The sequence below is a fragment of the Tardiphaga sp. 841_E9_N1_2 genome (assembly GCF_051811065.1).
Taxonomy (GTDB): Bacteria; Pseudomonadota; Alphaproteobacteria; order Rhizobiales; family Xanthobacteraceae; genus Tardiphaga; species Tardiphaga robiniae.
The window spans coordinates 5305750-5327612 of record NZ_JBPWQC010000001.1; the positions used below are offsets into that span (position 1 = coordinate 5305750).

23 protein-coding genes are annotated in these 21863 nt (G+C 62.7%); 15 read left to right on the forward strand and 8 right to left on the reverse strand.

The features are described from left to right. Positions 1–52 precede the first annotated feature (52 nt). From AB8A50_RS25425 to AB8A50_RS25440, 4 genes are read left to right on the forward strand one after another with little or no spacing between them, the layout of a single operon-like run. A complete protein-coding gene (locus AB8A50_RS25425) occupies positions 53–532 on the forward strand; it encodes a MarR family winged helix-turn-helix transcriptional regulator (RefSeq protein WP_439079310.1) in 480 nt (159 codons plus the stop codon). Next, on the forward strand, positions 529–2595 hold the full coding sequence (locus AB8A50_RS25430; RefSeq protein ID WP_439079312.1) for an FUSC family protein: 2067 nt from the start codon (positions 529–531) through the stop codon (positions 2593–2595). The genes AB8A50_RS25425 and AB8A50_RS25430 overlap by 4 nt, the downstream gene beginning before the upstream one ends. Continuing rightward, complete coding sequence (locus AB8A50_RS25435) at positions 2592–2801, forward strand: DUF1656 domain-containing protein (protein WP_439079314.1); 210 nt, start codon at positions 2592–2594, stop codon at positions 2799–2801. The genes AB8A50_RS25430 and AB8A50_RS25435 overlap by 4 nt, the downstream gene beginning before the upstream one ends. Then, positions 2798–3694, forward strand: a complete 897-nt coding sequence (locus tag AB8A50_RS25440) for an efflux RND transporter periplasmic adaptor subunit (RefSeq protein WP_439079315.1) — start codon at positions 2798–2800, stop codon at positions 3692–3694. Before AB8A50_RS25435 ends, AB8A50_RS25440 begins: the two co-directional genes overlap by 4 nt. 161 nt (positions 3695–3855) lie before the next feature. Here AB8A50_RS25440 and AB8A50_RS25445 read toward each other — a convergent pair whose 3' ends face one another. Further along, positions 3856–4899 (reverse strand): helix-turn-helix transcriptional regulator, encoded by a 1044-nt coding sequence (locus AB8A50_RS25445; RefSeq protein WP_439079317.1) that lies wholly within the window; start codon positions 4897–4899, stop codon positions 3856–3858. Positions 4900–5135: 236 nt separating this feature from the next. Here AB8A50_RS25445 and AB8A50_RS25450 point away from each other — a divergent pair, with 236 nt between their 5' ends. From AB8A50_RS25450 to AB8A50_RS25460, 3 genes are all read left to right on the forward strand, one after another. Beyond that, positions 5136–7340, forward strand: coding sequence for a TonB-dependent receptor (locus tag AB8A50_RS25450; protein WP_439079319.1), 2205 nt, complete (start codon positions 5136–5138; stop codon positions 7338–7340). Between the two features lie 99 nt (positions 7341–7439). After that, a complete protein-coding gene (locus tag AB8A50_RS25455; RefSeq protein WP_439079320.1) occupies positions 7440–7808 on the forward strand; it encodes a hypothetical protein in 369 nt (122 codons plus the stop codon). Positions 7809–7846: 38 nt separating this feature from the next. After that, positions 7847–9061 carry an MFS transporter gene (locus AB8A50_RS25460; protein WP_439079322.1) on the forward strand — a complete coding sequence of 405 codons (1215 nt, stop codon included), beginning with the start codon at positions 7847–7849 and terminating at the stop codon, positions 9059–9061. On the opposite strand, the gene AB8A50_RS25465 is transcribed toward AB8A50_RS25460, so the two are convergent. Continuing rightward, positions 9033–10001 (reverse strand): ABC transporter substrate-binding protein, encoded by a 969-nt coding sequence (locus AB8A50_RS25465; protein WP_231078132.1) that lies wholly within the window; start codon positions 9999–10001, stop codon positions 9033–9035. The genes AB8A50_RS25460 and AB8A50_RS25465 overlap by 29 nt on opposite strands. A gap of 59 nt (positions 10002–10060) precedes the next feature. On the opposite strand from AB8A50_RS25465, the gene AB8A50_RS25470 reads away from it, so the two are divergent. Both AB8A50_RS25470 and AB8A50_RS25475 read left to right on the forward strand, forming a co-directional pair. Further along, a complete protein-coding gene (locus tag AB8A50_RS25470; RefSeq protein WP_439079323.1) occupies positions 10061–10255 on the forward strand; it encodes a hypothetical protein in 195 nt (64 codons plus the stop codon). 133 nt (positions 10256–10388) lie between these two features. Further along, positions 10389–11489, forward strand: a complete 1101-nt coding sequence (locus AB8A50_RS25475; protein ID WP_439079325.1) for a glycosyltransferase family 4 protein — start codon at positions 10389–10391, stop codon at positions 11487–11489. Here AB8A50_RS25475 and AB8A50_RS25480 read toward each other — a convergent pair. Next, the gene (locus tag AB8A50_RS25480) at positions 11486–12412 is read right to left on the reverse strand and encodes a LysR family transcriptional regulator (protein WP_439079327.1); all 927 of its coding nucleotides are present in this window, start codon (positions 12410–12412) and stop codon (positions 11486–11488) included. The genes AB8A50_RS25475 and AB8A50_RS25480 overlap by 4 nt on opposite strands. Before the next feature lie 107 nt (positions 12413–12519). Between AB8A50_RS25480 and AB8A50_RS25485 the strand changes: the two genes are divergently transcribed. Beyond that, the gene (locus AB8A50_RS25485) at positions 12520–13218 is read left to right on the forward strand and encodes a pirin family protein (RefSeq protein ID WP_184513408.1); all 699 of its coding nucleotides are present in this window, start codon (positions 12520–12522) and stop codon (positions 13216–13218) included. 56 nt (positions 13219–13274) lie between these two features. Further along, positions 13275–13874, forward strand: a complete 600-nt coding sequence (wrbA, locus tag AB8A50_RS25490; protein WP_175368708.1) for an NAD(P)H:quinone oxidoreductase — start codon at positions 13275–13277, stop codon at positions 13872–13874. A 12-nt stretch (positions 13875–13886) separates the two neighbouring features. Here the strand turns inward: wrbA and AB8A50_RS25495 are convergent, their stop codons facing one another. Beyond that, the gene (locus tag AB8A50_RS25495; protein ID WP_439079328.1) at positions 13887–14105 is read right to left on the reverse strand and encodes a hypothetical protein; all 219 of its coding nucleotides are present in this window, start codon (positions 14103–14105) and stop codon (positions 13887–13889) included. A gap of 59 nt (positions 14106–14164) precedes the next feature. Here AB8A50_RS25495 and AB8A50_RS25500 point away from each other — a divergent pair, with 59 nt between their 5' ends. Beyond that, positions 14165–14539 (forward strand): winged helix-turn-helix domain-containing protein, encoded by a 375-nt coding sequence (locus AB8A50_RS25500; RefSeq protein WP_439079330.1) that lies wholly within the window; start codon positions 14165–14167, stop codon positions 14537–14539. 149 nt (positions 14540–14688) lie between these two features. Further along, positions 14689–15255, forward strand: coding sequence for a DUF2478 domain-containing protein (locus AB8A50_RS25505; RefSeq protein ID WP_309947694.1), 567 nt, complete (start codon positions 14689–14691; stop codon positions 15253–15255). Positions 15256–15276: 21 nt separating this feature from the next. Here AB8A50_RS25505 and AB8A50_RS25510 read toward each other — a convergent pair whose 3' ends face one another. The 3 genes from AB8A50_RS25510 to AB8A50_RS25520 all read right to left on the reverse strand — a co-directional run bounded on the left by AB8A50_RS25510 (position 15277) and on the right by AB8A50_RS25520 (position 18988). Beyond that, positions 15277–15939: a sulfite oxidase-like oxidoreductase gene (locus AB8A50_RS25510; RefSeq protein WP_439079331.1), complete on the reverse strand. Its 663-nt coding sequence runs from the start codon at positions 15937–15939 to the stop codon at positions 15277–15279. A gap of 30 nt (positions 15940–15969) precedes the next feature. Then, positions 15970–17205 (reverse strand): MFS transporter, encoded by a 1236-nt coding sequence (locus AB8A50_RS25515; protein ID WP_439080033.1) that lies wholly within the window; start codon positions 17203–17205, stop codon positions 15970–15972. A gap of 358 nt (positions 17206–17563) precedes the next feature. Next, positions 17564–18988, reverse strand: a complete 1425-nt coding sequence (locus tag AB8A50_RS25520) for an amidase (RefSeq protein ID WP_093759580.1) — start codon at positions 18986–18988, stop codon at positions 17564–17566. Positions 18989–19135: 147 nt separating this feature from the next. Between AB8A50_RS25520 and AB8A50_RS25525 the strand changes: the two genes are divergently transcribed. After that, positions 19136–19981 carry an alpha/beta hydrolase gene (locus AB8A50_RS25525; RefSeq protein WP_093759579.1) on the forward strand — a complete coding sequence of 282 codons (846 nt, stop codon included), beginning with the start codon at positions 19136–19138 and terminating at the stop codon, positions 19979–19981. A 69-nt stretch (positions 19982–20050) separates the two neighbouring features. Here AB8A50_RS25525 and AB8A50_RS25530 read toward each other — a convergent pair whose 3' ends face one another. Next, the gene (locus tag AB8A50_RS25530) at positions 20051–20806 is read right to left on the reverse strand and encodes an SDR family oxidoreductase (protein WP_439062140.1); all 756 of its coding nucleotides are present in this window, start codon (positions 20804–20806) and stop codon (positions 20051–20053) included. A 133-nt stretch (positions 20807–20939) separates the two neighbouring features. Between AB8A50_RS25530 and AB8A50_RS25535 the strand changes: the two genes are divergently transcribed. After that, the gene (locus AB8A50_RS25535) at positions 20940–21830 is read left to right on the forward strand and encodes an AraC family transcriptional regulator N-terminal domain-containing protein (protein ID WP_439079333.1); all 891 of its coding nucleotides are present in this window, start codon (positions 20940–20942) and stop codon (positions 21828–21830) included. Positions 21831–21863: the final 33 nt, after the last annotated feature.

Genomic DNA, 21863 nt, shown 5'->3' on the forward strand with positions numbered 1-21863 from the left:
GCGGTGCACAAAATCGATTGCAGCCTAATCGATAGGGTCCTATCTAATTTCCATGCCCCATTCCCAAGCGCATATCCAGGCCGAACTGGGCCTGCTGGTTGCGCGACTGGCACGGGTCTGGCGCCGCAAGGCTGACCAGACCCTGTCGGCGCATGGCCTGTCCGAAGCCACGGCACATCCGCTGCTGATCCTGTCCCGCCCCGGACGGGAGAACGTGCGTCAGGGCGTGCTCGCCGACGAAATGGGGCTCGAAGGTCCATCGGTGGTCCGGCTGATCGACCTGCTGGCCGCCGAAGGGCTCGTCGAGCGCCGCGAGGACCCGACCGACCGCCGCGCCAAGGTCTTGCACCTGACCCCGCTTGGCGAAGCCAAGGCCGAAGAGATCAGGCGTGTCATGCGCCGGCTGCGCGGTGACCTGATGAAGGGCATCGCGCCCGATGAACTCGCGGTCGCCTTCGATGTGCTCGGACGGATCGAGCAATCGGCCAATCGCCTGTATGAGGCCGCCGAGGAGGCGGACGCGCTGCCATGACTTCCGCTGCTGCCCAACCGCCGTTTCTCGTCCGCCACGCCGACATCATCTTCTCCGTGAAAACCTTCATCGCCGGCATGATGGCGCTGCTGATCGGCTTCGCGATGGATCTGCCGCGGCCCTACTGGGCGCTGGCCACGGTCTATATCGCCTCGCAGCCGCTGGCCGGCGCTACGCGTTCGAAAGCGCTGTTTCGCGTCATCGGCACACTGGTTGGGGCTTCGGCCAGCGTGGTACTGGTCCCGAATCTCGTCAATTCACCCGAGCTGCTCAGCCTCGCTATCGCGCTGTGGGTCGGCCTCTGCCTCTATGTCTCGCTGCTGGACAGGACGCCGCGCGGCTACATGTTCATGCTCGCGGGCTACACCTGCGCGCTGATCAGCTTTCCCTCGGTCAACGACCCCGCCGCGATCTTCGATACCGCCGTGGCGCGCAGCGAGGAAATCATCGTCGGCATTCTCTGCGCGACGCTGGTATCCACGATCCTGTTGCCGCGCAGCGTCGGCCCCGCGGTTGCAGCGCGGGTCGATAGCTGGCTCGCCGGCGCGCGCAGACTGACGCAGGACGTGCTGGCTGGCCACAGCGCCGATCCGGCGACCCGCGATCTGCGCCTCAAGCTCGCCGCCGATGCCGTGGATATCGATACGCTCGCCGATCATCTGGCCTATGATCGGCTCGGCGGACGCGAGACCTCACGCTGGATGCGCGCCCTGCGCACGCGCATGCTGACATTCCTGCCGCTGCTGTCATCCATGGGCGATCGCATCGACGCGCTGGGCGAAGACGCGCGGACGACCTCACCGCAATTGATGGCGCTGATCGTCGACGTCTCCGCCTGGATTGCTGACAACAGCACCGACCGTGAACCCGCCGAGCGGCTGCGCAGCATGATCGCCGCGCAGCAGCCGAAGCTGAGCGCGTCGTCGTCATGGACCGAAATCATGATCGCCAGTCTGCTGATGCGGATGCGCGAGCTCGTCGATATCTCAGCGGATTGCCGGGTCCTCAATCAGGCGATTGCCGAAGGCGGCCGTCCGCCGGGCGCGAAACTCGCCTTTCAGGCTGAAGCCGGTGTGGCCCCGGTGCGGCATGTGGATCACGGCATGGCGCTATGGTCCGCAGCAGGCGTATTCGTGACCATCCTCGTCTGCTGCGCGTTCTGGATCGCCACCGGCTGGACCGATGGCGCGACAGCACCGACCATGGCGGCTGTCGGCTGCTCGTTCTTCGCCAGCATGGATGATCCCGCGGTGGGGTTGCGCGGCTTTGCCAAATGGACGCTGGCCGCGATGGTGATCATCGCGCTCTATCTGTTCGCGATCCTGCCGGCCATCACCGATGTCGAAGTGCTGGTCGCCGTGCTGGCGCCGCCGTTCCTGCTGTTCGGTTACCTGATCGCACGCCCCGCCACCTTCTTCATCGGCATGCTGCTGGCGGCGAATACCGCGACGCTGATGGCGTTGCAGACGACCTACAATGCCGACTTCGCGAGTTTCGCTAATTCCAGCGTGGCCTTCTTCGTCGGCACCGAACTGTCCGTCATTTCGATCCAGTTGATCCGCTCGGTCGGCTCCGAATGGAGCGTGAAGCGGCTGATGCGGCGCGGCTGGATCGCCATCGCGCAGGCTGCCGAACAGCGCGGCAATCGTGACCGCGCGGCCTTTGCCGGGCTGATGCTGAACCGCATCGGCCTTCTCGCGCCGCGGCTGACGGCGCTGAAGGATTCACCGCTGCGTGCTGTCGACAACCTGCGCGAATTGCGCGTCGGGCTGAATATCGTCGATCTGCGCCGGGCGCGTCATCATCTGTCGTCGCCGACGCTCCATGCGATGGATACGATGCTGGACGAACTGGCCCTGAGCTTCCGCAACTACAAAGGCGGCGCGATGCCGGAGCCGCTGCTCGCGAAAGTCGATCACGCGCTGTCGGAAGCCATGGGCGAACGCAAGGCAGGGCGCGCGGATGCGTTGATCGGCCTCGTCGGCATTCGCCGCGGTCTGTTTCCGACGGCACCGGCCTATCTGCCCGAACCGGGCCTTCTCGCCGGGAGTGTGGCCGCATGAGATATGAAGTCGATCTGTTCGGTGTGCTGTTGCCATCGCTGATGCTGTGGCTGGTCATCACTTACGCCATCGGCGCGTTGCTACGCCCGTTGATCGAGCGCTCCGGCCTCTATCGCTATGTCTGGCACCGCGCGCTTTTCGATCTTGCTCTGTATGTCTGCCTCTTGGGCGGCGTGGTCTATCTGTCCTCCGGATTGCTGTCATGAAAAACGCTGTGAGTTTCGTTCGTCGTTTCGCTGTCACCGCACTGGCCGTCGTCGCCGCGCTCGCCGTCGGGCACTATCTCTGGGTCTATTATATGGACGCGCCATGGACACGTGACGGCCGCGTCCGCGCCGATGTGGTCACCGTGGCGCCGGATGTGTCCGGCTTCGTCACCGAGATCTTGGTGCGTGACAATCAGAAGGTGACGCGCGGCGATGTCATCATGCGGATCGACCGCGCACGTTTCGCGCTGGCGCTGCAGCAGTCGGAGGCCGTCGTCGCCGGCCGCAGGGCCAGCCTGGAGCAGGCCGAACTCGATCTCAAGCGTTACAAGGAGCTGACAACGGCTGCCGTCTCGCAGCAGAAGCAGGAACAGGTGCTGGCGACGCAACTCCTCGCCAAGGCGTCACTGGATCAGGCCGTCGCCGATCAGGCGGTGGCGCAGCTCAATCTCGATCGCAGCGAGGTTCACGCGCCGGTCTCGGGCGTGATCTCCAATATGGACCTGCGCCCCGGCACCTATGTCACTGCCGGCAAGGGCGTGATGGCATTGGTCGATACGTCGAGCCTGCATGTCGACGGCTATTTCGAGGAGACCAAGCTGTCGCGCATTCACGTAGGCGATCCCGTCCACATTCACTTGATGGGCGATGCCGCCAAGCTCACCGGCCATGTGGAGAGCGTTGCCGCCGGCATCGAGGACCGTGACCGTGCGGAAGGCAGCAACCTCCTGGCCAATGTGACGCCGACCTTTAGTTGGGTGCGCCTCGCCCAGCGCGTGCCAGTGCGTATCGCGCTCGACCCGGTCCCGGCCGGCGCTACACTCGTCGCAGGGCGTACGGCGACGGTGGAGATTCTGCCGGGCAAAGGGACGACGGTCGCGAAGGTGAACTGACGAAGCTCATACTCAGTCTGTCATCCCCGCGAAGGCGGGATGACAGACTGTAGTCTCGTCCGATCACCGTTGGGAGAAGCCTTCACTTCAGCGGAGAGGATGGAGGTTATGGGTCCCCGCCTTCGCGGGGACGACAGTAGAGTTGTTCGTGCTTCAACTCGCTAATTGTCGACTATCGGTGACTGTGCACCCACCAGCATCACTTCAAACCGCGCCCGGATTTCGCGGGGTGTCGCGCCAAAACGTTTCTTGAAGGTGCGATTGAAATACGAGAGGTCGCCGAAGCCGACCTCGAAAGCGATGGTGCTGACGGCGCGATCTCCGCGGTTGCCGTCGCGCAGCATGTGGAAGGCGCGTTCCAGACGGCGCTCCAGCAGGTAGTCCGAAAACGTCCGGCCTTCGGCCTCGAACAATTTCTGGAAATAACGCGCGGTGACGCCATGGGTGGTCGCGAGCCGCTCCAGTGACAGCGTCGGCTGGCTGAGGCTGGCCTCGATATCGGCCTTGAGCGACAGCAGGCTGATAGTCGGCCGATCCTGGCGCCATGCGCCACGCCGCGCCGGCGCATCGGCTTCATCGATCATGGTGGCGACGAGGCCGTTCATATAATCGATGGCAAGGCCGGTCAGCGCCGCCGAATTCATCGGCAACAATCCGCGCATTACGGCAGCGGCGTAATGGCCGAGCGCGATCAGCCCGCCATTGTCATGGGCGATGTGGCGCAATCCGGTATGGCCATTGCTGGTGAGTAGCAGGCAGTCGACGCGGCTCACATCATTCATGATGAAGGTGGTGGCGCGGCCGGGATCGAGAATGATCGCCTCGCGCGGCATGCATGTCTGGCGCTGGCCATCCTGCTGGACGATCACCACGCCGTCCGAGGGGCGCAGCACCAGAATGTCCTGCGGCGAGTCGTTGCCGGTCGTGGCGCTATCGTCGTCGGGCATGGTCCAGAGCGGTGCGGGATCGAAACACGACATCAGTCCGAGATGCGGCTGCATCCGCAGGATCGCCTTTGACTGGAACGGCGCTGCGCGAAACGATCCCAGCGAATTGCGCTGCACGGTCTTCCACGGCAGGCGGCTCTCAAGCGGCTTGCGCAGGGTGTCATCGATATCGTCGGCAACCAGCCAGAGCGGGACGAGAGGGCAATCGGGAGCGGCATCGACGCAGGATGGAGACCGCGACTGATGCGCGTTTGCCACAGCATCGAATCCAAACCGCTTCGTTCGCTCCAGTCCGACTATCAATTCACCGAGTCCAAGTCATGCCATGGGCTGTGCCGTATCGCTGTGACGATAGACGGAATGCACAGGCGTAAGAAGAGTAAAGCCGTGGCTGGAATTTACATTGATTCCAAACTGCTGCGGCCTCGGTCGAATTGACCGGCTCGACCTCTCCAGTGCTTCGTCGCCACGAACATACGGAAGACTTCGAGCTCATGCGTTACAGCCAGTTCCTTCTCATCCCCGCCGTCGGGCTCATGTCGTCGCAGGCCGTTGCGCAGCAGAGCGCGGGCGTCACGCTCGACGAGATCACGGTAACGGCCGCGCGTGCCCAGCGCTCGATTTCGGATATTCCGCAGACCGTGCAGGTGGTCGATCAGAAGGAGATTGACGAGCAGCTCAAGCAGAGCGGCAGCGCATCGGCGCTGCTGGCAAAATTGCTGCCGGGCTTCTCGGTGTCGAACCAGACCATCTCCGGTGCTTCCGAAAGCTATCGCGGCCGCGACCTTCTGGTGCTGATGGACGGCGTGCCGCTGACGACGCCGCTCCGCGACGTCTCGCGCGTCCTGTCGCTGATCGATCTGAATTCCGTCGAGCGCATCGAACTGGTCGCCGGTGCATCGAGCCTGTATGGCGCCGGCGCGACGGGCGGTACGGTGAATTTCGTCACCAAGAAAGCGCAGCCGGGCGGTCCGCGCGTCAGCGTCAACACGGCGCTGCGCACCTTCACCGCGGATCCCGGCGGTTCGCTGGCACCGGAAATGTCGGCGACGGTCAGTGGCAAGGGCACGAATGGCATCGACTACGTGTTCGTTGGCAGCGGCCGCGGCGCGCAGAAGACTTATGACGGCGCGGGCCGCGAGCTGCCATCGGACGCCATGCTCGGGCAGGGAGGTGGTGATCGTCTCGCCAGCGGCAATTTCCTGGGCAAGATCGGTTACGATTTCGATGGCGGCAAGCGCATCGAAGCCTCGATCAGCCAGTTCTATCTCGACCAGACGCCGAAATACCTCACCGACTATTCCGGCGCCTATGCGAAGCCGGATTTCACCAAGCCCTATACCGGGCAGAGCGTGCTGGAAGATTCGCGCTCGTTCCAATTGCGCTACAGCGATACCGACTTCGTGCTCGGCAATCTCAGCGTGGTCGGCTTCTACAATGACATCAAGAAGCGCTTCAACTATTCGGAGTTCTCCTATCCCTATAACTCGCTGGTCTATTATTCCGGCAATCCGCTGAGCCCGACCAGCCCGGCCAACCAGACCACGCTGTATTCCGAGCGCGGCGGGGTCAATCTGACGATCGATACGCCGCTCGACCGCATCTGGAACGGCGCCAAGGTGACCTGGGGCACGGACGTCGTCCATGATAAGACATGGCAGACGCTGACCGATGGCCGCGATGTGTTCACGCCGTTGACCCAGGTGACGACCGCCGGATTTGCATTGGTACAAGTCCCGATCACCGATCGGCTGACCGCGCGCGGCGGCGTTCGCTACGAGCATTTCAATCTCAGCGTCGACGACTTCCTGCGTCCGGCCGCCTATGCCGCGATCTCGCCCGTGACGCGCTTCGTTCTGCCGGCGCTCAATGTTGTCGGCGGCCAGTACGAATATGCCTCGCCGACCTATAATCTCGGCGCGACCTTCAAGCTCAACAACAAGATCGATCTGTTCGGCGGTTTCTCGCAGGGCTATGCGCTGCCCGATGTTGGCGCCTATACGCGCCGCGCCGGCCTGTCATCCACCGCCTTTGCCTGTCCGGTGGCGACGCCGAACTGCCTGCCGCTGGCACGCCAGACCATCTCTTTCAGCTCGATCGCGCCGGAAGCCCAGATCGTCAACAATTACGAAATCGGCATCCGCGGCGGCGACGGCCCCTACAAGGGCAGCATCACCGGTTTCGTCAGCACGTCCGAGAAGGGCGTGACCTTCGATCCAGTCACCAACCTGATCTCGCAGCAGAAGGAAATGATCTACGGCGTCGAATATATCGGCGAGATGGCGATCAACCGGAATTTCACGCTGGGTACCACGATCGGCTACAAGGAAGGCCGCTACGACACCAACAAGGACGGTGTGCTCGATAGCTGGCTTCCTAACAACAGGATCGGCAGTCCGGTGCGTGGCCTGATCTTCGGCGACTATCGCTTCGACAACGGCATCAAGCTGCGCGTCGAGGGCGAGGGCTACGCCGCTCGCAATCGCGGCATCAACCTGACCAATACGGTCTATCCCATTGAAGGCGGCTTTACGATGAATGCCGCGCTGAGCGGGCCGGTCTATGGTGGCGAGGCCTATGCAGCCGTCAACAACCTGTTCGATACGGAGCTGCAGAACCCGACAGCAACCTCGGTGCGCAACCTGCCGGTCTATTCCTGGGGCCGCACCGTGACGGTCGGCTATCGCAAGACGTTCTAGGGCGTGATCCCGAAAAGTGGTCGCCGGTTTTCGGATCAGATCACGCTCAAACGAGACAAACCTTCCAAGGCCACTTCCCAGGGAGTTCTAATTACCATCATGGTGGATCTGGAGATTGATGGGAGCCTGCTGACGCTACGGTTCCTGCCGCCTTACGCGGAGACGGACGAGCGCGATTATCTGGCCGCGTTGGCCCAGGTCGGCGAGCATGATGCGCCATTCGAACTTCTGACCGTGTTCGGGGGCGGCGGGAAACTGTCCGTCGCCGGCGAGCGGGAGCAGGCGCTGTGGTTCAAGGCGACGCGCGGCCATATCTCCGCGCGCTGCCGTGCTGTGGCGATTGTACGCCCCGGCGCCAACAAGAAGATGGAAGAGACGTTTCGGAAGCTCTGGCCGATGCCGCTGGTGGCGCTCGAGGACGAGATCGCTGCGCGCGCCTTTCTCGCCGAACATCGCGGCCTCGCATGAGCACCGCGGAGCTTAACGCATCTGCGCCGGTCGCCGTCATGGGACGCAAGCGTCTGTTCGTCGTGCTTGGCGGGCTGTATCTGGCACAGGCGATCCCGTCCTATCTGTTCGCGGCGGCACTGCCGCCAATCATGCGCGAGGCCGGTGTGTCGCGCAGCGAGATCGGCTATCTCAGTCTCTGGTTCCTGCCGTTGCTGCTGAAGTTCTTCTGGGCGCCTATCGTCGATCGTATCCGTCCCTTCGCGCGCGCACATCGCGCCGGCTGGGTGATCGTGACCCAAACCGGGGTCATCATCAGCCTGCTGTGTTTGATCCCGCTCGGCGCAACCAATATCTGGGGCATCATCACGGTGGGCCTGTTCGGCTCACTGCTGATCTCGACCCAGGACATCGCCACCGACGGCTATGCTGCGAAATATCTGGCGCCCGAGGATCGCGCCATCGGCAACGCCATTCAGGGCGGCTCGGTCGCGTTCGGTGTCGTGATCGGAGGCACGCTCGGGCTGGTGCTGTATGCGCAGATCGGTTGGACCGGTATGCTGCTGACCATCGCCGGCTTCTCGTTGATCCCGCTCTTTGCCGCCTTCGCCATGCGCGAGGACGAAGCCGGGCAGATCGATCCGTCGAAGCCGCGGCCTTCCGTGATGGCCTTCCTGCGCCGCCGCGAGGTGCGCAACATTCTCTGGATCGCACTGATCTACCGGATGAGCGAGGGCCTCGTGAAGGCGATGGAGGGCAGCTATCTCGTCGATGCCGGCGTGCCGCTCAAACAGATCGGTTATCTTTCCGGCGGCGCCGCGACGACCGCGGGTCTCGCAGGCGCGGCCGGTGCGGCGTGGCTGCTGCAACGCTGCGGCACCGGCTGGACACTGGGGTTGCTCGGCATTCTCCGCACTATTTGCTTTGCACTTTTCACGGCGCATGCGCTGGGTGTGGTCACCGGCATCTGGCCGATTTTCGGCGCGGCCGGATTCCAGACGCTGATCCGCTACATGGAGATCGTTGCGCTCTACAGCCTGTTCATGGCCGCGGCGTCGAAGGATCAGCCGGGCACCGACTTCACGATTCTCGCCTGCGCCCAGCTGATCATCTACTTCATCGGCTCGATGCTGTCGGGCCGCATTGCCGATCTGCTCGGCTATGGGACGCTGTTCAGCGTCGCCACAGTGTTGTCGCTGATCGCGGCGATTGCAACGATGCGCATTCTCGCCGCGCAACCGCCCGCTAGTTCGATGCCGGCGCAGCCTGCGTGAAGCTGCGATCGACGGCCTTGCTGACATCGACCTGCTTCGACAGGATTCCGTAGCGCGTGGCGCGATCCGAGGCTTCCTGGAACTCCTTCACCACGCCATCGTCGATGGCGATCGGCCGTGTGTCCTGCGCCTTGTAGGCGCGCGCCAGCACGTCTTCCGGCAGCTTGGTCAGCTCGGCGGTGTTTTTGGCATATTCATTGACATGCTCGCGCGACCAGTTGCGGGCCTTGTTAAGCCGCTGCAACAGGTCGGCGACGGCCTCGCGCTTGGTGGCAATTGCCTGTTCGGAAGCGACGATAAAGGTCAGGGTCGGGGTCAGGCCCGTGCCATCGGCAACCACCCGCGCATTGTCTTTCAGCACGGCGTAGGAGATGTAGGGTTCCCATACGGCCCAGCCGTCGATCGAACCGGCGAGAAGTGCAATCTTGGCATCGACGGGACCGAGCGGCGCGAAAGTTGCGTCGCTGGTCTTGTAACCGGCTTTCTCCAGCGTCGCCTCAATCAGGAACTGGCCCCAGCCGCCGCGGGTGCCTGCGAGGCGCTTGCCCTTGAGGTCGGCAGCGGTCTTGATCGGTGAATCATTGCGCACCAGGATCGCCTGTGTGTCCGCATTGGAGCGTGTGCCGCCTATCGCCTTGATCGGTGCGCCGTTGGCATAGACCGTGAGGAACGAGAGGTCACCGGTGTAACCGACATCGAGTGCGCCGGCATTGATGGCTTCGAGGATCGGCGCCGCCGCAGGGAATTCCGACCACTGGATCTTGTAGGGCAAGTCCTTCGCCAAGCCGGAGATCTCCAGCAGCGAGCGGTTGCCGCCCTTCTGGTCGCCGACGCGCAGCGTGATCTGGTCTGCCGCGAAAGCGGAGGTGGCGAGCGTTGCGCTGAAGGCTGTGGCGATGAGCGTTGATAGCAAACGGCGTGTAGGGGAGGCGGTGGTCATGGTCACTTTCTCTGATGCAATGGCGAGCATCAAAGCTACGTCCGACACGGATTCAGTCAATGAAATGGCTGACTGAATATCGTCGATCGAAAGCAACGAATGTAGCGTTGCTGGAAATGGCGTGGAAGTTTTGCGCTTTCGCAAAATCTGATGTGTTTTGGCCCACCGTCAACCTGCGTGCGCATTCCAGCGCAACTCTGCCGTCTTTCCGCCAGAATTCGCTTCTGTGGCGCATTTGGTGCGCCGCAGAATAGCCACGAGCGTCAGCCGAAATAGGGAATGGATTACTCCCAACAGACAAAAACCCTGGCGCTATTTCGCAATCGGGCCGTTTGGAGTGCGACGGATTTGGAAGTCGCCCGGCATTCGGGCCGGGAGCATTTCAAAGTGGGTTGTGTGCTTCAATTGATTTCGTCGCTGACCGTGGGCGGGTCGGAGCGACTGCTGATCAATTTCGCTGCCAGTTGCACGCCGGGAGAGGACATTCCGCAGGTTTTCGTCGTCATTAACGACTTTTTCCATCCCGATCTTGCTGCCGAGCTCTCCGCGACAGGTCATCCGGTCTACTTCCTCAAGCGCCCACCCGGGAATCGCAATCCACGTGTCATTCTAAGTTTACTCAACATCATCCGCCGTCACGATATTCGTATCATCCATGCGCATGACAGCGGCGCCAAGCACTTCGCCATGTTGAGTAAACTGTATCGTCCGATGAGCGTCGGCTACACGATTCACAATACCGGCCTCGTGAACGCGTGGGACCGCGTAAAGCTTCGGTTGCATCAGCGGTTCGTCGATTGGAACATCGCGATCTCTGCTGCGGTCGAGCGTGAATGTGAATCTGTCAAACTGAAGCGCCTGTTCAAGGTGCATAACGGCATACCGCTCGCGACATTCGATAGAGTGGCGCGGCAACGTCGCTTCGGCTCGCCGCTGCGGCTGATCAACGTGGCCCGCATCTATCCGAAACAGAAGGGGCAGGACATCCTGATCAAGGCGGTCAGTCTCTGCGCCGCGCGCGGGCTCGACATTCGCTGCGATTTCGTCGGCAGCCCACCGGAGGGCGACGAGTCGACCCTCCTGAGTTTGAAGGCGCAGGCGATCGCCGAGAACGTCGCCGATCGCGTTCGCTTTCTGTGCGGACGCACCGATGTGCGCCGTCCTTTGGACGAGGCTGATATTTTCGTCCTGCCATCGCGTTTCGAAGGTTTCGGACTGGTGCTGCTCGAAGCCATGGCGGTCGGCCTGCCTGTCATCGCCGCGGATGTCGATGGCCCGGCCGAACTGCTGGTGGACGGCTCGAATGGTATCAAATTCAAGGTCGGATCCGCCGAGGATCTCGCCGACAAGATCGCGGCGCTTGCGGCGCAGCCCGAGCTCGCCGCGAAGATCGCAAGGACGGCGAAGGATTTCGTCACCGAATTCGATATCGCCAATATGCGCGACCAGTATTTCGGCATCTACGGGCAGATGATGAGGGCGAGCTAGCCTGATGTCTTGCGCGCGCGCTTGCCGGTGGCAGCGAGTTTGTCAGCAAGAAATTCCAGCAGCACCTCGACGCGGGCGGGGCGGGGACCGCCCGGTGGCGTGACGAGGTAGACACCGCTCGACGATTGCGACCAGTCCTGCAACACGGCCTCCAGCGCGCCGCTCGCCAATGCATCGCCGACGATGAAATCCGGCAGGTCGCTGATCCCCAATCCGGCGATCAGCGCAGGCAGTAGCGCCTCGCCATTGTTGACGCGGAGCGGTCCGGCCGGCCGAACGCTGGCCTGTTCGCCGGCTGCATTGGTGAAGTGCCAGACGCCGGGGGTCGAGAGATAGGTGTAGCCAAAGCACTTGTGGTCGGCGAGATGCATGGGATGCGTCGGCCGGCCGTATTTCGCGAAATAGGACGGCGCCGCCACAATGTAACGCTTCACCGGACGCAGCCGCCGCGCGATCAACGATGAATCCGGCAATGATGCGATGCGGATCGCGGCGTCGAAACCTTCGCCGATCAGATCGACGGTCGCGTCGCTGAGGCTGAGGTCGATGGAGACCTCCGGATACTGCGCCAGAAATTCCGGCAGCAGCGGCGCCACCGTATTGGTGCCGTAGGTCATCGGCACGGCCAGCCGTACCAGCCCGCGCGGTGTCGCCGACTGCGCCAGCGCCTCGTTCTCGAGCGCTTCGCCGTCCGCCAGCAATTGCGCGGCCTTCACCGCCAGCGTCTTGCCGGAGTCGGTCAGCGCCAGCCGCCGTGAGGTCCGGTTGAACAGCCGTGCGCCCAAGCGATCCTCGAGCCGACCGACCGCCTTGGAGACGGTGGCCTTGGACAGGGTCAGCTCGGTCGCCGCCGCCGCAAAGGACCGCAGTTCGACCACCTTGGCGAAAATCGCCAGCGCCTCGAAGTCGGGAAGTTTGGGCATCTCAAAATCCGAAACGATGAGTTTCCATCATTTCTATTTATGCGCCATCTGCGCGGGCATATCCAGATGCCCAGGATGCAAATGCATCAAACGACGGAGATTTCGTCATGATCGACCTCAGACCTTTCGACAAACTCGGCGGTGCCGACCACGGCTGGCTCAAGGCTAAGCATCACTTCTCATTCGGCAGCCACTACGACCCCGAGAATATGGGCCACGGCAGCTTGCGTGTCTGGAACGACGACGAGATCGCGCCGAACACCGGCTTCCCCGCGCATCCGCATTCCAACATGGAAATCATCACCTATGTCCGCGAGGGCGCGATCACGCATCAGGACAGTCTGGGCAACACGGGCCGCACCGAGGCCGGCGACGTTCAGGTGATGAGTGCGGGCTCGGGCATCCGGCACTCCGAATACAATCTGGAGGCATCGACCACGCGGATCTTCCAGATCTGGATCGAGCCCACACAAACGGGCGGCCAGCCTTGCTGGGGCGCCAAGCCGTTCCCGAAGGCCGATCGCTCCGGCCAGTTCGTCACCATTGCCAGCGGCTTCAAGGACGACGCCGGGGCACTGCCTATCCGGGCTGACGCCCGCGTGCTGGCAACGACGCTGAAGGCCGGTGAGACCGCGCAATATCCGCTGGGTAGCTCGCGCAATGGCTACCTCGTGCCGGCAGCCGGCGCGATTGAGATCAATGGCATTCGCGTCAATGCCCGCGACGGCGTCGCCATCCGTGATGAAGCCAACGTCACGATCACCGCGCTGGAAGATTCCGAACTCGTTCTGGTGGACGCGGCCTGACGGCGCCCACCAATCATCAACCCGACCTATTCATCCCAATCCAACGGAGACTGACCATGACCAAAGTACTCGTTCTGTATTATTCCGCTTACGGCCATATCGAAGCGATGGCCAATGCCGTTGCCGAAGGCGCCCGCGAAGCCGGCGCCACTGTCGATATCAAGCGCGTGCCTGAACTGGTGCCTGCCGAGGTCGCCAAGGCGTCCTACTACAAGATGGACCAGGCTGCCCCGATCGCGACCATCGACGATCTCGCCAATTACGACGCCATCATCGTCGGCACCGGCACTCGCTTCGGCCGCATGTCCTCGCAGATGGCCAACTTCCTCGATCAGGCCGGTGGCCTGTGGATGAAGGGCGCGCTGCATGGCAAGGTCGGCGGTGCCTTCACCGCGACCGCGACCCAGCACGGTGGCCAGGAAACCACGCTGTTCTCGATCATCACCAACCTGCTGCATTTCGGCATGACCATCGTCGGCCTCAACTACGGCTTCCAGGGCCAGATGAAGCTCGATGAAGTCACCGGCGGCTCGCCCTATGGCGCCACCACCCTGACCGGTGGCGACGGCAGCCGCCAGCCTTCGGCCAACGAACTGGCCGGCGCCCGTTATCAGGGCAAGGTCATCGCCGAGACGGCCAAGAAACTTCACGGCTAGCTGCGTGGCTAACTAAAAAGAGATGGCTGACAAGAGAAAGGCGGCGTTCTGATTGCAGGACGCCGCCCTATCTATGTCGGGACGAACGGATTCGATTTCATCATGCTCGACGTGTATTTCATCTATCAGCTGGCCCGGCGGCCGCTGCACGCGATAGCCCGGAAATGGCTTTGTCGCGGCATCGCGCATGTGACCAGGGGCGAAGTCGTTTGTTCCGAATGCCGCCAACACTGAAACGTTCCTTGATTGTTGGACTGGCAAGGTTGCGTCTGGGGACGTAGACTTCGGCGATGTCCAAGCCAGCCAGCCCGCCCGCGCCAGCCCTCAGTATCCGCATCGACCTCGATCCCGAGGGACGGATTGGACCGGGCAAGATTCAGCTTCTCGAACATATTCACACCACCGGTTCGATTTCGGCCGCTGGCCGCGCCATGGCGATGTCTTACAAGCGCGCCTGGGATCTGGTGGATGAACTCAACCGGATCTGCGGACAGCCTGCCGTCGAGCGTCAGACTGGCGGCAAGAATGGGGGCGGAGCTCTCCTCACGCCATTCGGCTTGACGCTCATCAAGCGCTATCGTGGCATCGAAAGCGCTGCGGCCACCGCCGCGCGCAAGGAGCTGCTGGCGCTGAAGGGCGATATCGGCAAGAAGCGCAGGTTCTAACCGGTCAAGCTGGCGGTATCACCGTTGTATCCGGATGAATATATCGTGACGGTCACCCTGATCGCGCTTTCGAATGGCTCTATTCTGGAATAGGATTGATCCATCCTTGGTCGCTCGTGGCGCGCCGTGGTCTAAACTGGAACTTCGCAATGTTCGACGCCCAATGCGATCTGGCTGCGCTTGTCTATGACAAGGATCAGGATCCCGACGCAGTGTTGCACACCTTCGCGGCGGATTTGAGCAAGCAGGGTATTCGCGCCGTCGGATTGGTGCAACTCGGGCATCGCGAATTCGACGTGCCGAAGCTGACTGCGGTCATGCTGCACACCGGTGCGCACGTGCGCTTGTTTCAGGATCTCGGTCCCGGCGCCAAGGGCTGCAAGCTCGATGTCGGTCAATTGCTCGACGCGGGCACGCAGGTCGCCGACGCCATCGACGAGGGCGCCGATCTCGTGATCATCAACCGGTTCGGCAAGCAGGAGCGCGAGGGCAAGGGGCTCGCTTATCTGATCGAGCGCGCGCTCTCTAGCGATATCCCCGTGGTGATCGCCGTGCCGTCGCATCGCTTCGCCGAATGGATCGCATTTGCCGATGGCATGAGCGTCAAACTGCATTGCGATCGCGAGTCGCTCGACGGCTGGTGGGCGAAAGTCTCTTGTCGCACCGAGGGACTGATACGTCAGGACCATCGCAGCGTTTGCGAAGTGCTGAAATAGAATTCCATCAACGCGCAGTCGTCAATCGTCCGAATACCGTTGCTCCTGCCACGGATCGCCGCGGTTGTGATAACCGCGGACTTCCCAATAGCCGGGCTTGTCGTCGCCGACGAACTGGATGCGCTGCAGCCACTTGGCGCTCTTCCAGAAATACAGATGCGGCACGATCACGCGCACGGGGCCGCCATGGTCGCGCTCGATCGGGGAGCCCTGCCACGAATGTGCCAGCAGCGCGTCTTCGGCAGCGAAGTCTTCCAACGAGAGGTTGGTGGTGTAGCCGTCATGGGATTCCAGCACCACGAAGCGGGCCTCGGGCTTCGGCTGGCAGGCGTCGAGCAGCGCGCGGGTCGAAAGACCCTCCCACTGGTTGTCGTAACGCGACCAGGTAGTGACGCAATGGATGTCTGAGATGAAGGTCGATTGCGGCTGCGCGCTGAACTGGCCGAAATCCCAGAACAGCGGCGTCTCGACGGCACCGTAGACATCGAGGCGCCAGCGCTCGCGGGGGATGTCGGGTGTGATGCCCAGATCCAGTACCGGCCAGTCCTGGGTCAGGTGCTGGCCGGGCGGGAGCCGCTGGTCGTCCGGGCGCGCAATCTTGCCGGTGAGAAACCGGCCTTCGCGCGCCCAGCGCTGTTTGGTCTGCGTCAGCTTGGATTCCGGCGGGGTGTGATCCTCGGTCATGGCTGACGCTCCTTCTCTAGGCTGCGGCCTTCACTCGTGACGGTGCATCGCCGACTTGTGCTTGGTGTCGCGCATGGTGGCGTAAATCAGCAGCGACAGGAAGATCATGCCCGACAGGTAATAGTAGAACCACTGTTCATGACCGATCTGCTTGAAGTACAGCGCGATCGCCGGCGCCGTACCGCCGAAGATTGACACCGTCAGCGCATAGGGCACGCCGACGCCCAGCGCACGGATATTGGTCGGGAACAGTTCGGCCTTCACCACCGCGTTGATCGAGGTATAGCCGGCCACGAACACCCAGGCGCCGCAGATCAGCAGGAACGCTGTGAATGGCGACTTGGTGGCCTGCAACGCTGTCAGGATCGGAACAGTCGCCAGCGTGCCGGCAACGCCGAAGAAGATCAGCAGCGGCTTGCGGCCGATGCGGTCGGAGATCGCGCCATAGATCGGCTGCAGCAGGCAGGCGAATATCAGCGTGCCGAAGATCACCGTGGTGGTCTGGTCCGCGGTGAGGCCGACCGAGAGCTTGACGAAGGTCTGCATGTAGGTGGTGAAGGTATAGAACGCTGCGGTGCCGCCGGCGGTGAGGCCGACAACCAGCAGCAATTCGCGCGGATAGGCCATCAGCGCGCGCAGCGAACCCATTGGCTTGGCCTGCTTCTTCGCTTCAACGAACTGGTCAGTCTCGTGCATGTCGCGACGCATCACGGCGGTGAAGACCGCAAGACCAGCGCCGATCACGAACGGAATGCGCCAGCCCCAGTCCTTCAGCTCCTGCTCGGTGAGGAATACCTTCTGCAGCAGCAGGAGCACGATGATCGCGGTCAGCTGGCCGCCGATCAGCGTGACATACTGGAAGCTCGAATAGAAACCGCGATGCTTGGGATCGGCAACTTCCGAGAGATAGGTGGCGCTGGCGCCGTATTCGCCGCCGAGGCTGAGGCCTTCGATGATGCGGGCGAGCGCGAGCAGGATCGGTGCCGCGATGCCGATGGTGGCATAGGTCGGCGTGCAGGCGATGATCAGCGAGCCGAAGCACATGCACAGGACCGAGATCGTCAGCGATATACGACGGCCATAGGTGTCGGCGAGATAGCCGAACAGCCAGCCGCCGAGCGGCCGCATCAGGAAGGTGGCGGCGAACAGCACGGCCGCATTGAGCTGCTGAACGACGGGGTCGGAGTTCGGGAAGAAGGCCGGCGCGAAATACAGGGCGAAGGCGGTGTAGGCGTAGAAGTCGTACCATTCGACGAGATTGCCCATCGAGCCGATGAAGATCGCCTTGATGCGTTTTTTGGCGTCGTCGAAATGGAGTTTGCCGTCCGCCGGCGGTGCGAATGAATCTGCCACGTAGAACCCTCGTATTCCGTGAAGTGAAATGTCCCGTTGCCACGCGCGGCACGAAAAGCCAATGCCGCGGAATGCATTGCTGCTGGCAGGATCGTTCTGTCAGCCGATGCCTGCATCCCGGCGGCCGCACATGACTAGCCTCGACATGCGACAATGTGGCTTAGACAAAAGTCTATGAAGGGTAGCGGTACTCCGGGCGGCTCTGCCCAAAGGCGTCGTCCTGGCCGGCACAGGGCCAGCCAGGACGAGCGAGTATGAGGGCGGAGTTTCGTTACTTCGCCGGGCGCGGATCGATCGGCGTGGAGTCGCGCAGGCCCAGAATGTCCTCCAGCACGCGTGCGCCGGCGAGCAGTGAGGCTTCGCCGCGCGGCGGGCCGACGACCTGCAATCCGACCGGCAGACCCTTTGAGGTGAAGCCGCAGGGCATCGACAGCGCCGGGCAGCAGGTCAGCGTGATCGCATAGACGATGCCCAGCCACTGCACGTAGTTATCGAATTTGGTGCCGTTGCATTCGGCGAGATAGCGCTGCTCGATCGGGAACGGCGGCGTGATGGTCGCCGGGCACAGCAGCAGGTCGTATGTCTGGAAGAACTCGTAGGCACGTGCCGCCAGCGTGACACGCTGCGCTTCCGCCTTCGCCAGGTCATCGACCGTGAGCTTCAGGCCCTGCTCGATGTTCCAGATCACTTCCGGCTTCAGCTGATCGCGCTTGTCGCGGAGCAGCTGGAGCTTCGAGATCGCGAAGTCATAGGCGCGCAGCACATGGAAGCATTCGTGGGCTTCGCGCAGGTCGGGATGCGCTTCCTCGACGATCACGCCGGCGTCGGCGAATGCCATCGCTGCCTTGCGGGTGATGGCGACCACTTCGGGGTCGACCGGGGTGATGCCGAGATCCGGCGAATAGGCGATCCGCTTCGGCTTGGTACCGGCGCGCACGGCGGAGCGGAATGAGGTCGGCAGTTTCGGCAGCGAGATCAGATCGGCAGGATGTTCGCCGCTCATGGCGTCGAGCATCAGCGCGAGGTCTTCCACGGTGCGGGCCATCGGGCCCTGCACGCTCACCATCCGGGCGAGCGCCACGGCGGGCGTGGACGCAACGCGGCCGACGCTCGGACGCAGGCCAACGATGCCACAGAAGCTGGCGGGGTTGCGCAGCGAACCGCCCATGTCGGAGCCATGGGCAATCCACGCCGTGCCGCTGGCAAGTGCTGCCGCGGCGCCGCCGGACGAGCCGGCGGCCGACTTCGACAGGTCCCACGGATTCAGCGTCGCGCCGAACACTTCGTTGAACGTATTGGCGCCCGCGCCGAATTCAGGCGTGTTGGATTTCGCATAGATCACGCCGCCGTTTTCTTCGAGGCGTTCGACCAGCACGTTGGACTTGGTCGGCACAACGTCCTTGTAGATCGGCGATCCCTGTGTGGTGCGGACGCCGGCGACGGCGGTGAGATCCTTGATCGGCACCGGCAGGCCGGCAAGGATGCCGCGTTCGCCGAGCGGCTTCTTCATCAATTCCTTCGCGTGATCGCGGGCGCGATCGAAACACAGGATCGGCAGCGCGTTGACCTGGCCATCGACGTCCTTGATGCGGGCTTCCAGCGCGTCCAGCAGGTCGAGCGGCGTTACCGTTCCGGCATTGAGTTGATCGACCACGGCGCAGGCCGTTGCTTTGATGAGATCTTGCTGAGAGGCCACGCACGTCTCCAATTTCGGATGCAGAGCAATTCGTATGCTTGGGATGTCGATCCCGACGTAGCCGTGTAGACCATTTTCTGGATAAATGGGACTCGTAGGCCAAATCTCCTTAACCCAAGTCGCCTCACACAATGCAGGGATGCAACCATGAGTAAGCCTTTCGGCGATTCCAACTGGCGCGCGATGTCACGCGAGCAGCTCGATGCCGGTCTGAACAACTCGACTGCCGTTGCGGGCAGCGCCGACATCGCCGCCGGATGGGGCCAGCGCTCTGACGCGATGAAGGCGAAGTACCCTGCGCATCTCGACGTCGCCTACGGTCCACGCGAGCGCAACAGGTTCGATTTCATCAAGGCTGCCGACGGCGGGCCGACACTGCTGCTGATCCATGGCGGCTACTGGCAGATGCGCTCGAAGGATTTTTTCACCTGCTTCGCTGCTGGTCCCATCGCCCACGGCATCAACGTCGCTGCGATCGGCTATACACTGGCGCCGGACGCGACGCTGGAGGAGATCGTGGCCGAGATGCATGCCGGCGTCGATGCGCTGGCGGAGAAGCTGCCCTCGCTCGGCGGCGATCCGAACCGCATCGTGGTGTCGGGCTGGTCCGCCGGCGGTCATCTCACCTCGACCACGCTGTCGCATCCGAAGGTGAAGGGCGGCGTCGCCATTTCCGGCATCTACGATCTCGAACCGATCCGCGCGTCCTATCTCAACGAGAAGCTCAAGCTCGACGAGGCGATGTCGAAGCGCCAGTCGCCGTTGCTGCAGGATGGCGGCCCGAACAAGCCGCTCGCGCTGGTGGTTGGCGGCGGCGAATTGCCGATCCTGCGCCAGCAGACGGCGGACCTTGCCGTGCACCGGGCAAAGTACGGTTTGCCGGTGAGCTATGAGGAGATCCCGGGCGCGGATCACTTCTCGATCATGAAAGAACTGGAATCGCCGACGGGGCGGATCACCACGCTGATCAAGGAATTGGTCGCGCGGATTTAGAATCAGACCAGCAATTTGAATATGTGAGACGTATCCCGGCGCCGCTCGTCAGCGCCGGGATTGTTTTGTCTACAGTCCCTGTCCGCCCGACACCTCGATCCGCTGCGCGTTCACCCAGCGATTGTCCTCCGACAGCAGGCTCGCGATCATCGGTCCGATATCGTCGGGCAGGCCGACGCGGCCAAGGGCGGTCATGCCGGCGATCGTCTTGTTGATGTCTGGATTGTCACGCACGGCACCGCCGCCGAAATCGGTTTCGATTGCGCCGGGCGCGACCGTGTTCACGGTGATCCGGCGGCTGCCCAGTTCCTTCGCCATATACATGGTCATCACCTCGACGGCGCCCTTCATCGCGGCATAAGCAGCATAGCCGGGGAGGCACATGCGGGTCAGCCCGGACGACAGGTTCACGATGCGGCCGCCGTCCGCGATCAGTGGCAGCAGTGTCTGCGTCAGGAAGAACACGCCTTTGAAATGGACATTCACCAGCCCATCGAACTGCGCCTCGGTGGTATCGGCGATCAGTGCATAATCCCCGTGTCCGGCATTGTTCACGAGATGGTCGAACGTTTCGCGCGACCAGGTTTCGCGCAGTGCTGTTCGCAGACGACCAGCAAAGTCGGCGAAGCCGGCAATCTTGCCGGTGTCGAGTTGCAGCGCCACCGCCTTGCGGCCCATGCGCTGGATTTCGGAGACGACAGCCTGTGCGTCTTCGCTGCGGCTTTGATAGGTGAGGACGACATCGCCGCCGTGACGGGCGATGTTGAGAGCGGTATTGCGGCCGAGACCGCGGCTGGCGCCGGTAACGAGGGTAATCTTGGTCATGGTCAGCTCCTGTGGTGTGACCATTCCGATATCGCCCCGACGAACCAGGGCTAGTTGCCCGAAGCTCGACGTTCCTTGCCTAATCCTCCAAAATCATGTGCTGGCGCATTTACGATGATGTAGGCTGAGCCTCATGACCACGCTTCTCAATGCCGTTCGCCGTTACACAGAGACCCATGCTGATAGTGCCGGCATCGCGACCACGCCGATCCTCGGCCTTGCTGCCGTGCGCGCGACCACGCCCAGCGACATTGTTCACGCGATCTTCCAGCCGCTCGTCTGCCTCGTCGTGCAGGGCACCAAGCATGTCACCATGGGCACGGAGAGTTTTGTCTTCGCCGCCGGGGATTCGCTGATCATCACGGCCGATGTTCCGATCGTCAGTCAAATCACACGGGCGAGCATTGCCGCGCCCTATCTCTCGCTGGTGTTCGAACTTGATCTGGCCGTGATCGCCGAACTGGTTGTCGAGATGAAAGCGGAGCCAAGCGCCGATCTCGCGCGTGTCCGGGTCGAGCCCACCGATGCCGAAGTTGCGGACGCGGCGTTGCGGCTGATGCGCTTGCTCGATCGTCCGGCGTCATTGCCGGTGCTGCGCGCTCAGCTGGTGCGGGAGATGCATTACTGGCTGCTGGCCGGTCGCCACGGGCCGGCGATCCGACGGCTTGGCTGGCCGGATAGTCACGCACAACGTGTCGCGCGCGCGGTCGCGGTGTTGCGCGCCGATTTCGCGCGGCCGGTGCTGGTCGAGCGTCTCGCAGATGTTGCGGGCATGAGCCCGTCGTCATTCCACCAGCATTTTCGCACGGTGACGTCACTCACGCCGCTGCAGTTCCAGAAGCAGTTGCGCCTGATCGAGGCGCGGCGGCTGATGTTGTGGGAAGGCGCGGCCGCGAGCAGCGCGGCCTTCGCCGTCGGTTATGAAAGTGTGCCGCAATTCACCCGGGAATATGGCCGCATGTTCGGCGCGCCGCCGGTACGCGACATCGAGGCTGCGCGTGACAAGGCACGCTCCGTGGCGTGATCGCCAGCGCATTGCCGGCCATGGCGCCGGAAT

What these genes read in the sequence shown, in the direction of transcription:
- AB8A50_RS25535 (WP_439079333.1), top strand. Translation starts at nt 20,940, where the DNA reads ATGACCACGCTTCTCAATGCCGTTCGCCGTTACACAGAGACCCATGCT.
- AB8A50_RS25440 (WP_439079315.1), top strand. Translation starts at nt 2,798, where the DNA reads ATGAAAAACGCTGTGAGTTTCGTTCGTCGTTTCGCTGTCACCGCACTG.
- AB8A50_RS25500 (WP_439079330.1), top strand. Translation starts at nt 14,165, where the DNA reads ATGTCCAAGCCAGCCAGCCCGCCCGCGCCAGCCCTCAGTATCCGCATC.
- AB8A50_RS25460 (WP_439079322.1), top strand. Translation starts at nt 7,847, where the DNA reads ATGGGACGCAAGCGTCTGTTCGTCGTGCTTGGCGGGCTGTATCTGGCA.
- AB8A50_RS25515 (WP_439080033.1), bottom strand. Translation starts at nt 17,205, where the DNA reads ATGGGCAATCTCGTCGAATGGTACGACTTCTACGCCTACACCGCCTTC.
- AB8A50_RS25425 (WP_439079310.1), top strand. Translation starts at nt 53, where the DNA reads ATGCCCCATTCCCAAGCGCATATCCAGGCCGAACTGGGCCTGCTGGTT.
- AB8A50_RS25455 (WP_439079320.1), top strand. Translation starts at nt 7,440, where the DNA reads ATGGTGGATCTGGAGATTGATGGGAGCCTGCTGACGCTACGGTTCCTG.
- AB8A50_RS25505 (WP_309947694.1), top strand. Translation starts at nt 14,689, where the DNA reads ATGTTCGACGCCCAATGCGATCTGGCTGCGCTTGTCTATGACAAGGAT.
- AB8A50_RS25435 (WP_439079314.1), top strand. Translation starts at nt 2,592, where the DNA reads ATGAGATATGAAGTCGATCTGTTCGGTGTGCTGTTGCCATCGCTGATG.
- AB8A50_RS25450 (WP_439079319.1), top strand. Translation starts at nt 5,136, where the DNA reads ATGCGTTACAGCCAGTTCCTTCTCATCCCCGCCGTCGGGCTCATGTCG.
- AB8A50_RS25510 (WP_439079331.1), bottom strand. Translation starts at nt 15,939, where the DNA reads ATGACCGAGGATCACACCCCGCCGGAATCCAAGCTGACGCAGACCAAA.
- AB8A50_RS25485 (WP_184513408.1), top strand. Translation starts at nt 12,520, where the DNA reads ATGATCGACCTCAGACCTTTCGACAAACTCGGCGGTGCCGACCACGGC.
- AB8A50_RS25465 (WP_231078132.1), bottom strand. Translation starts at nt 10,001, where the DNA reads ATGACCACCGCCTCCCCTACACGCCGTTTGCTATCAACGCTCATCGCC.
- AB8A50_RS25430 (WP_439079312.1), top strand. Translation starts at nt 529, where the DNA reads ATGACTTCCGCTGCTGCCCAACCGCCGTTTCTCGTCCGCCACGCCGAC.
- AB8A50_RS25525 (WP_093759579.1), top strand. Translation starts at nt 19,136, where the DNA reads ATGAGTAAGCCTTTCGGCGATTCCAACTGGCGCGCGATGTCACGCGAG.
- AB8A50_RS25530 (WP_439062140.1), bottom strand. Translation starts at nt 20,806, where the DNA reads ATGACCAAGATTACCCTCGTTACCGGCGCCAGCCGCGGTCTCGGCCGC.
- AB8A50_RS25480 (WP_439079327.1), bottom strand. Translation starts at nt 12,412, where the DNA reads ATGCCCAAACTTCCCGACTTCGAGGCGCTGGCGATTTTCGCCAAGGTG.
- wrbA (WP_175368708.1), top strand. Translation starts at nt 13,275, where the DNA reads ATGACCAAAGTACTCGTTCTGTATTATTCCGCTTACGGCCATATCGAA.
- AB8A50_RS25470 (WP_439079323.1), top strand. Translation starts at nt 10,061, where the DNA reads ATGAAATGGCTGACTGAATATCGTCGATCGAAAGCAACGAATGTAGCG.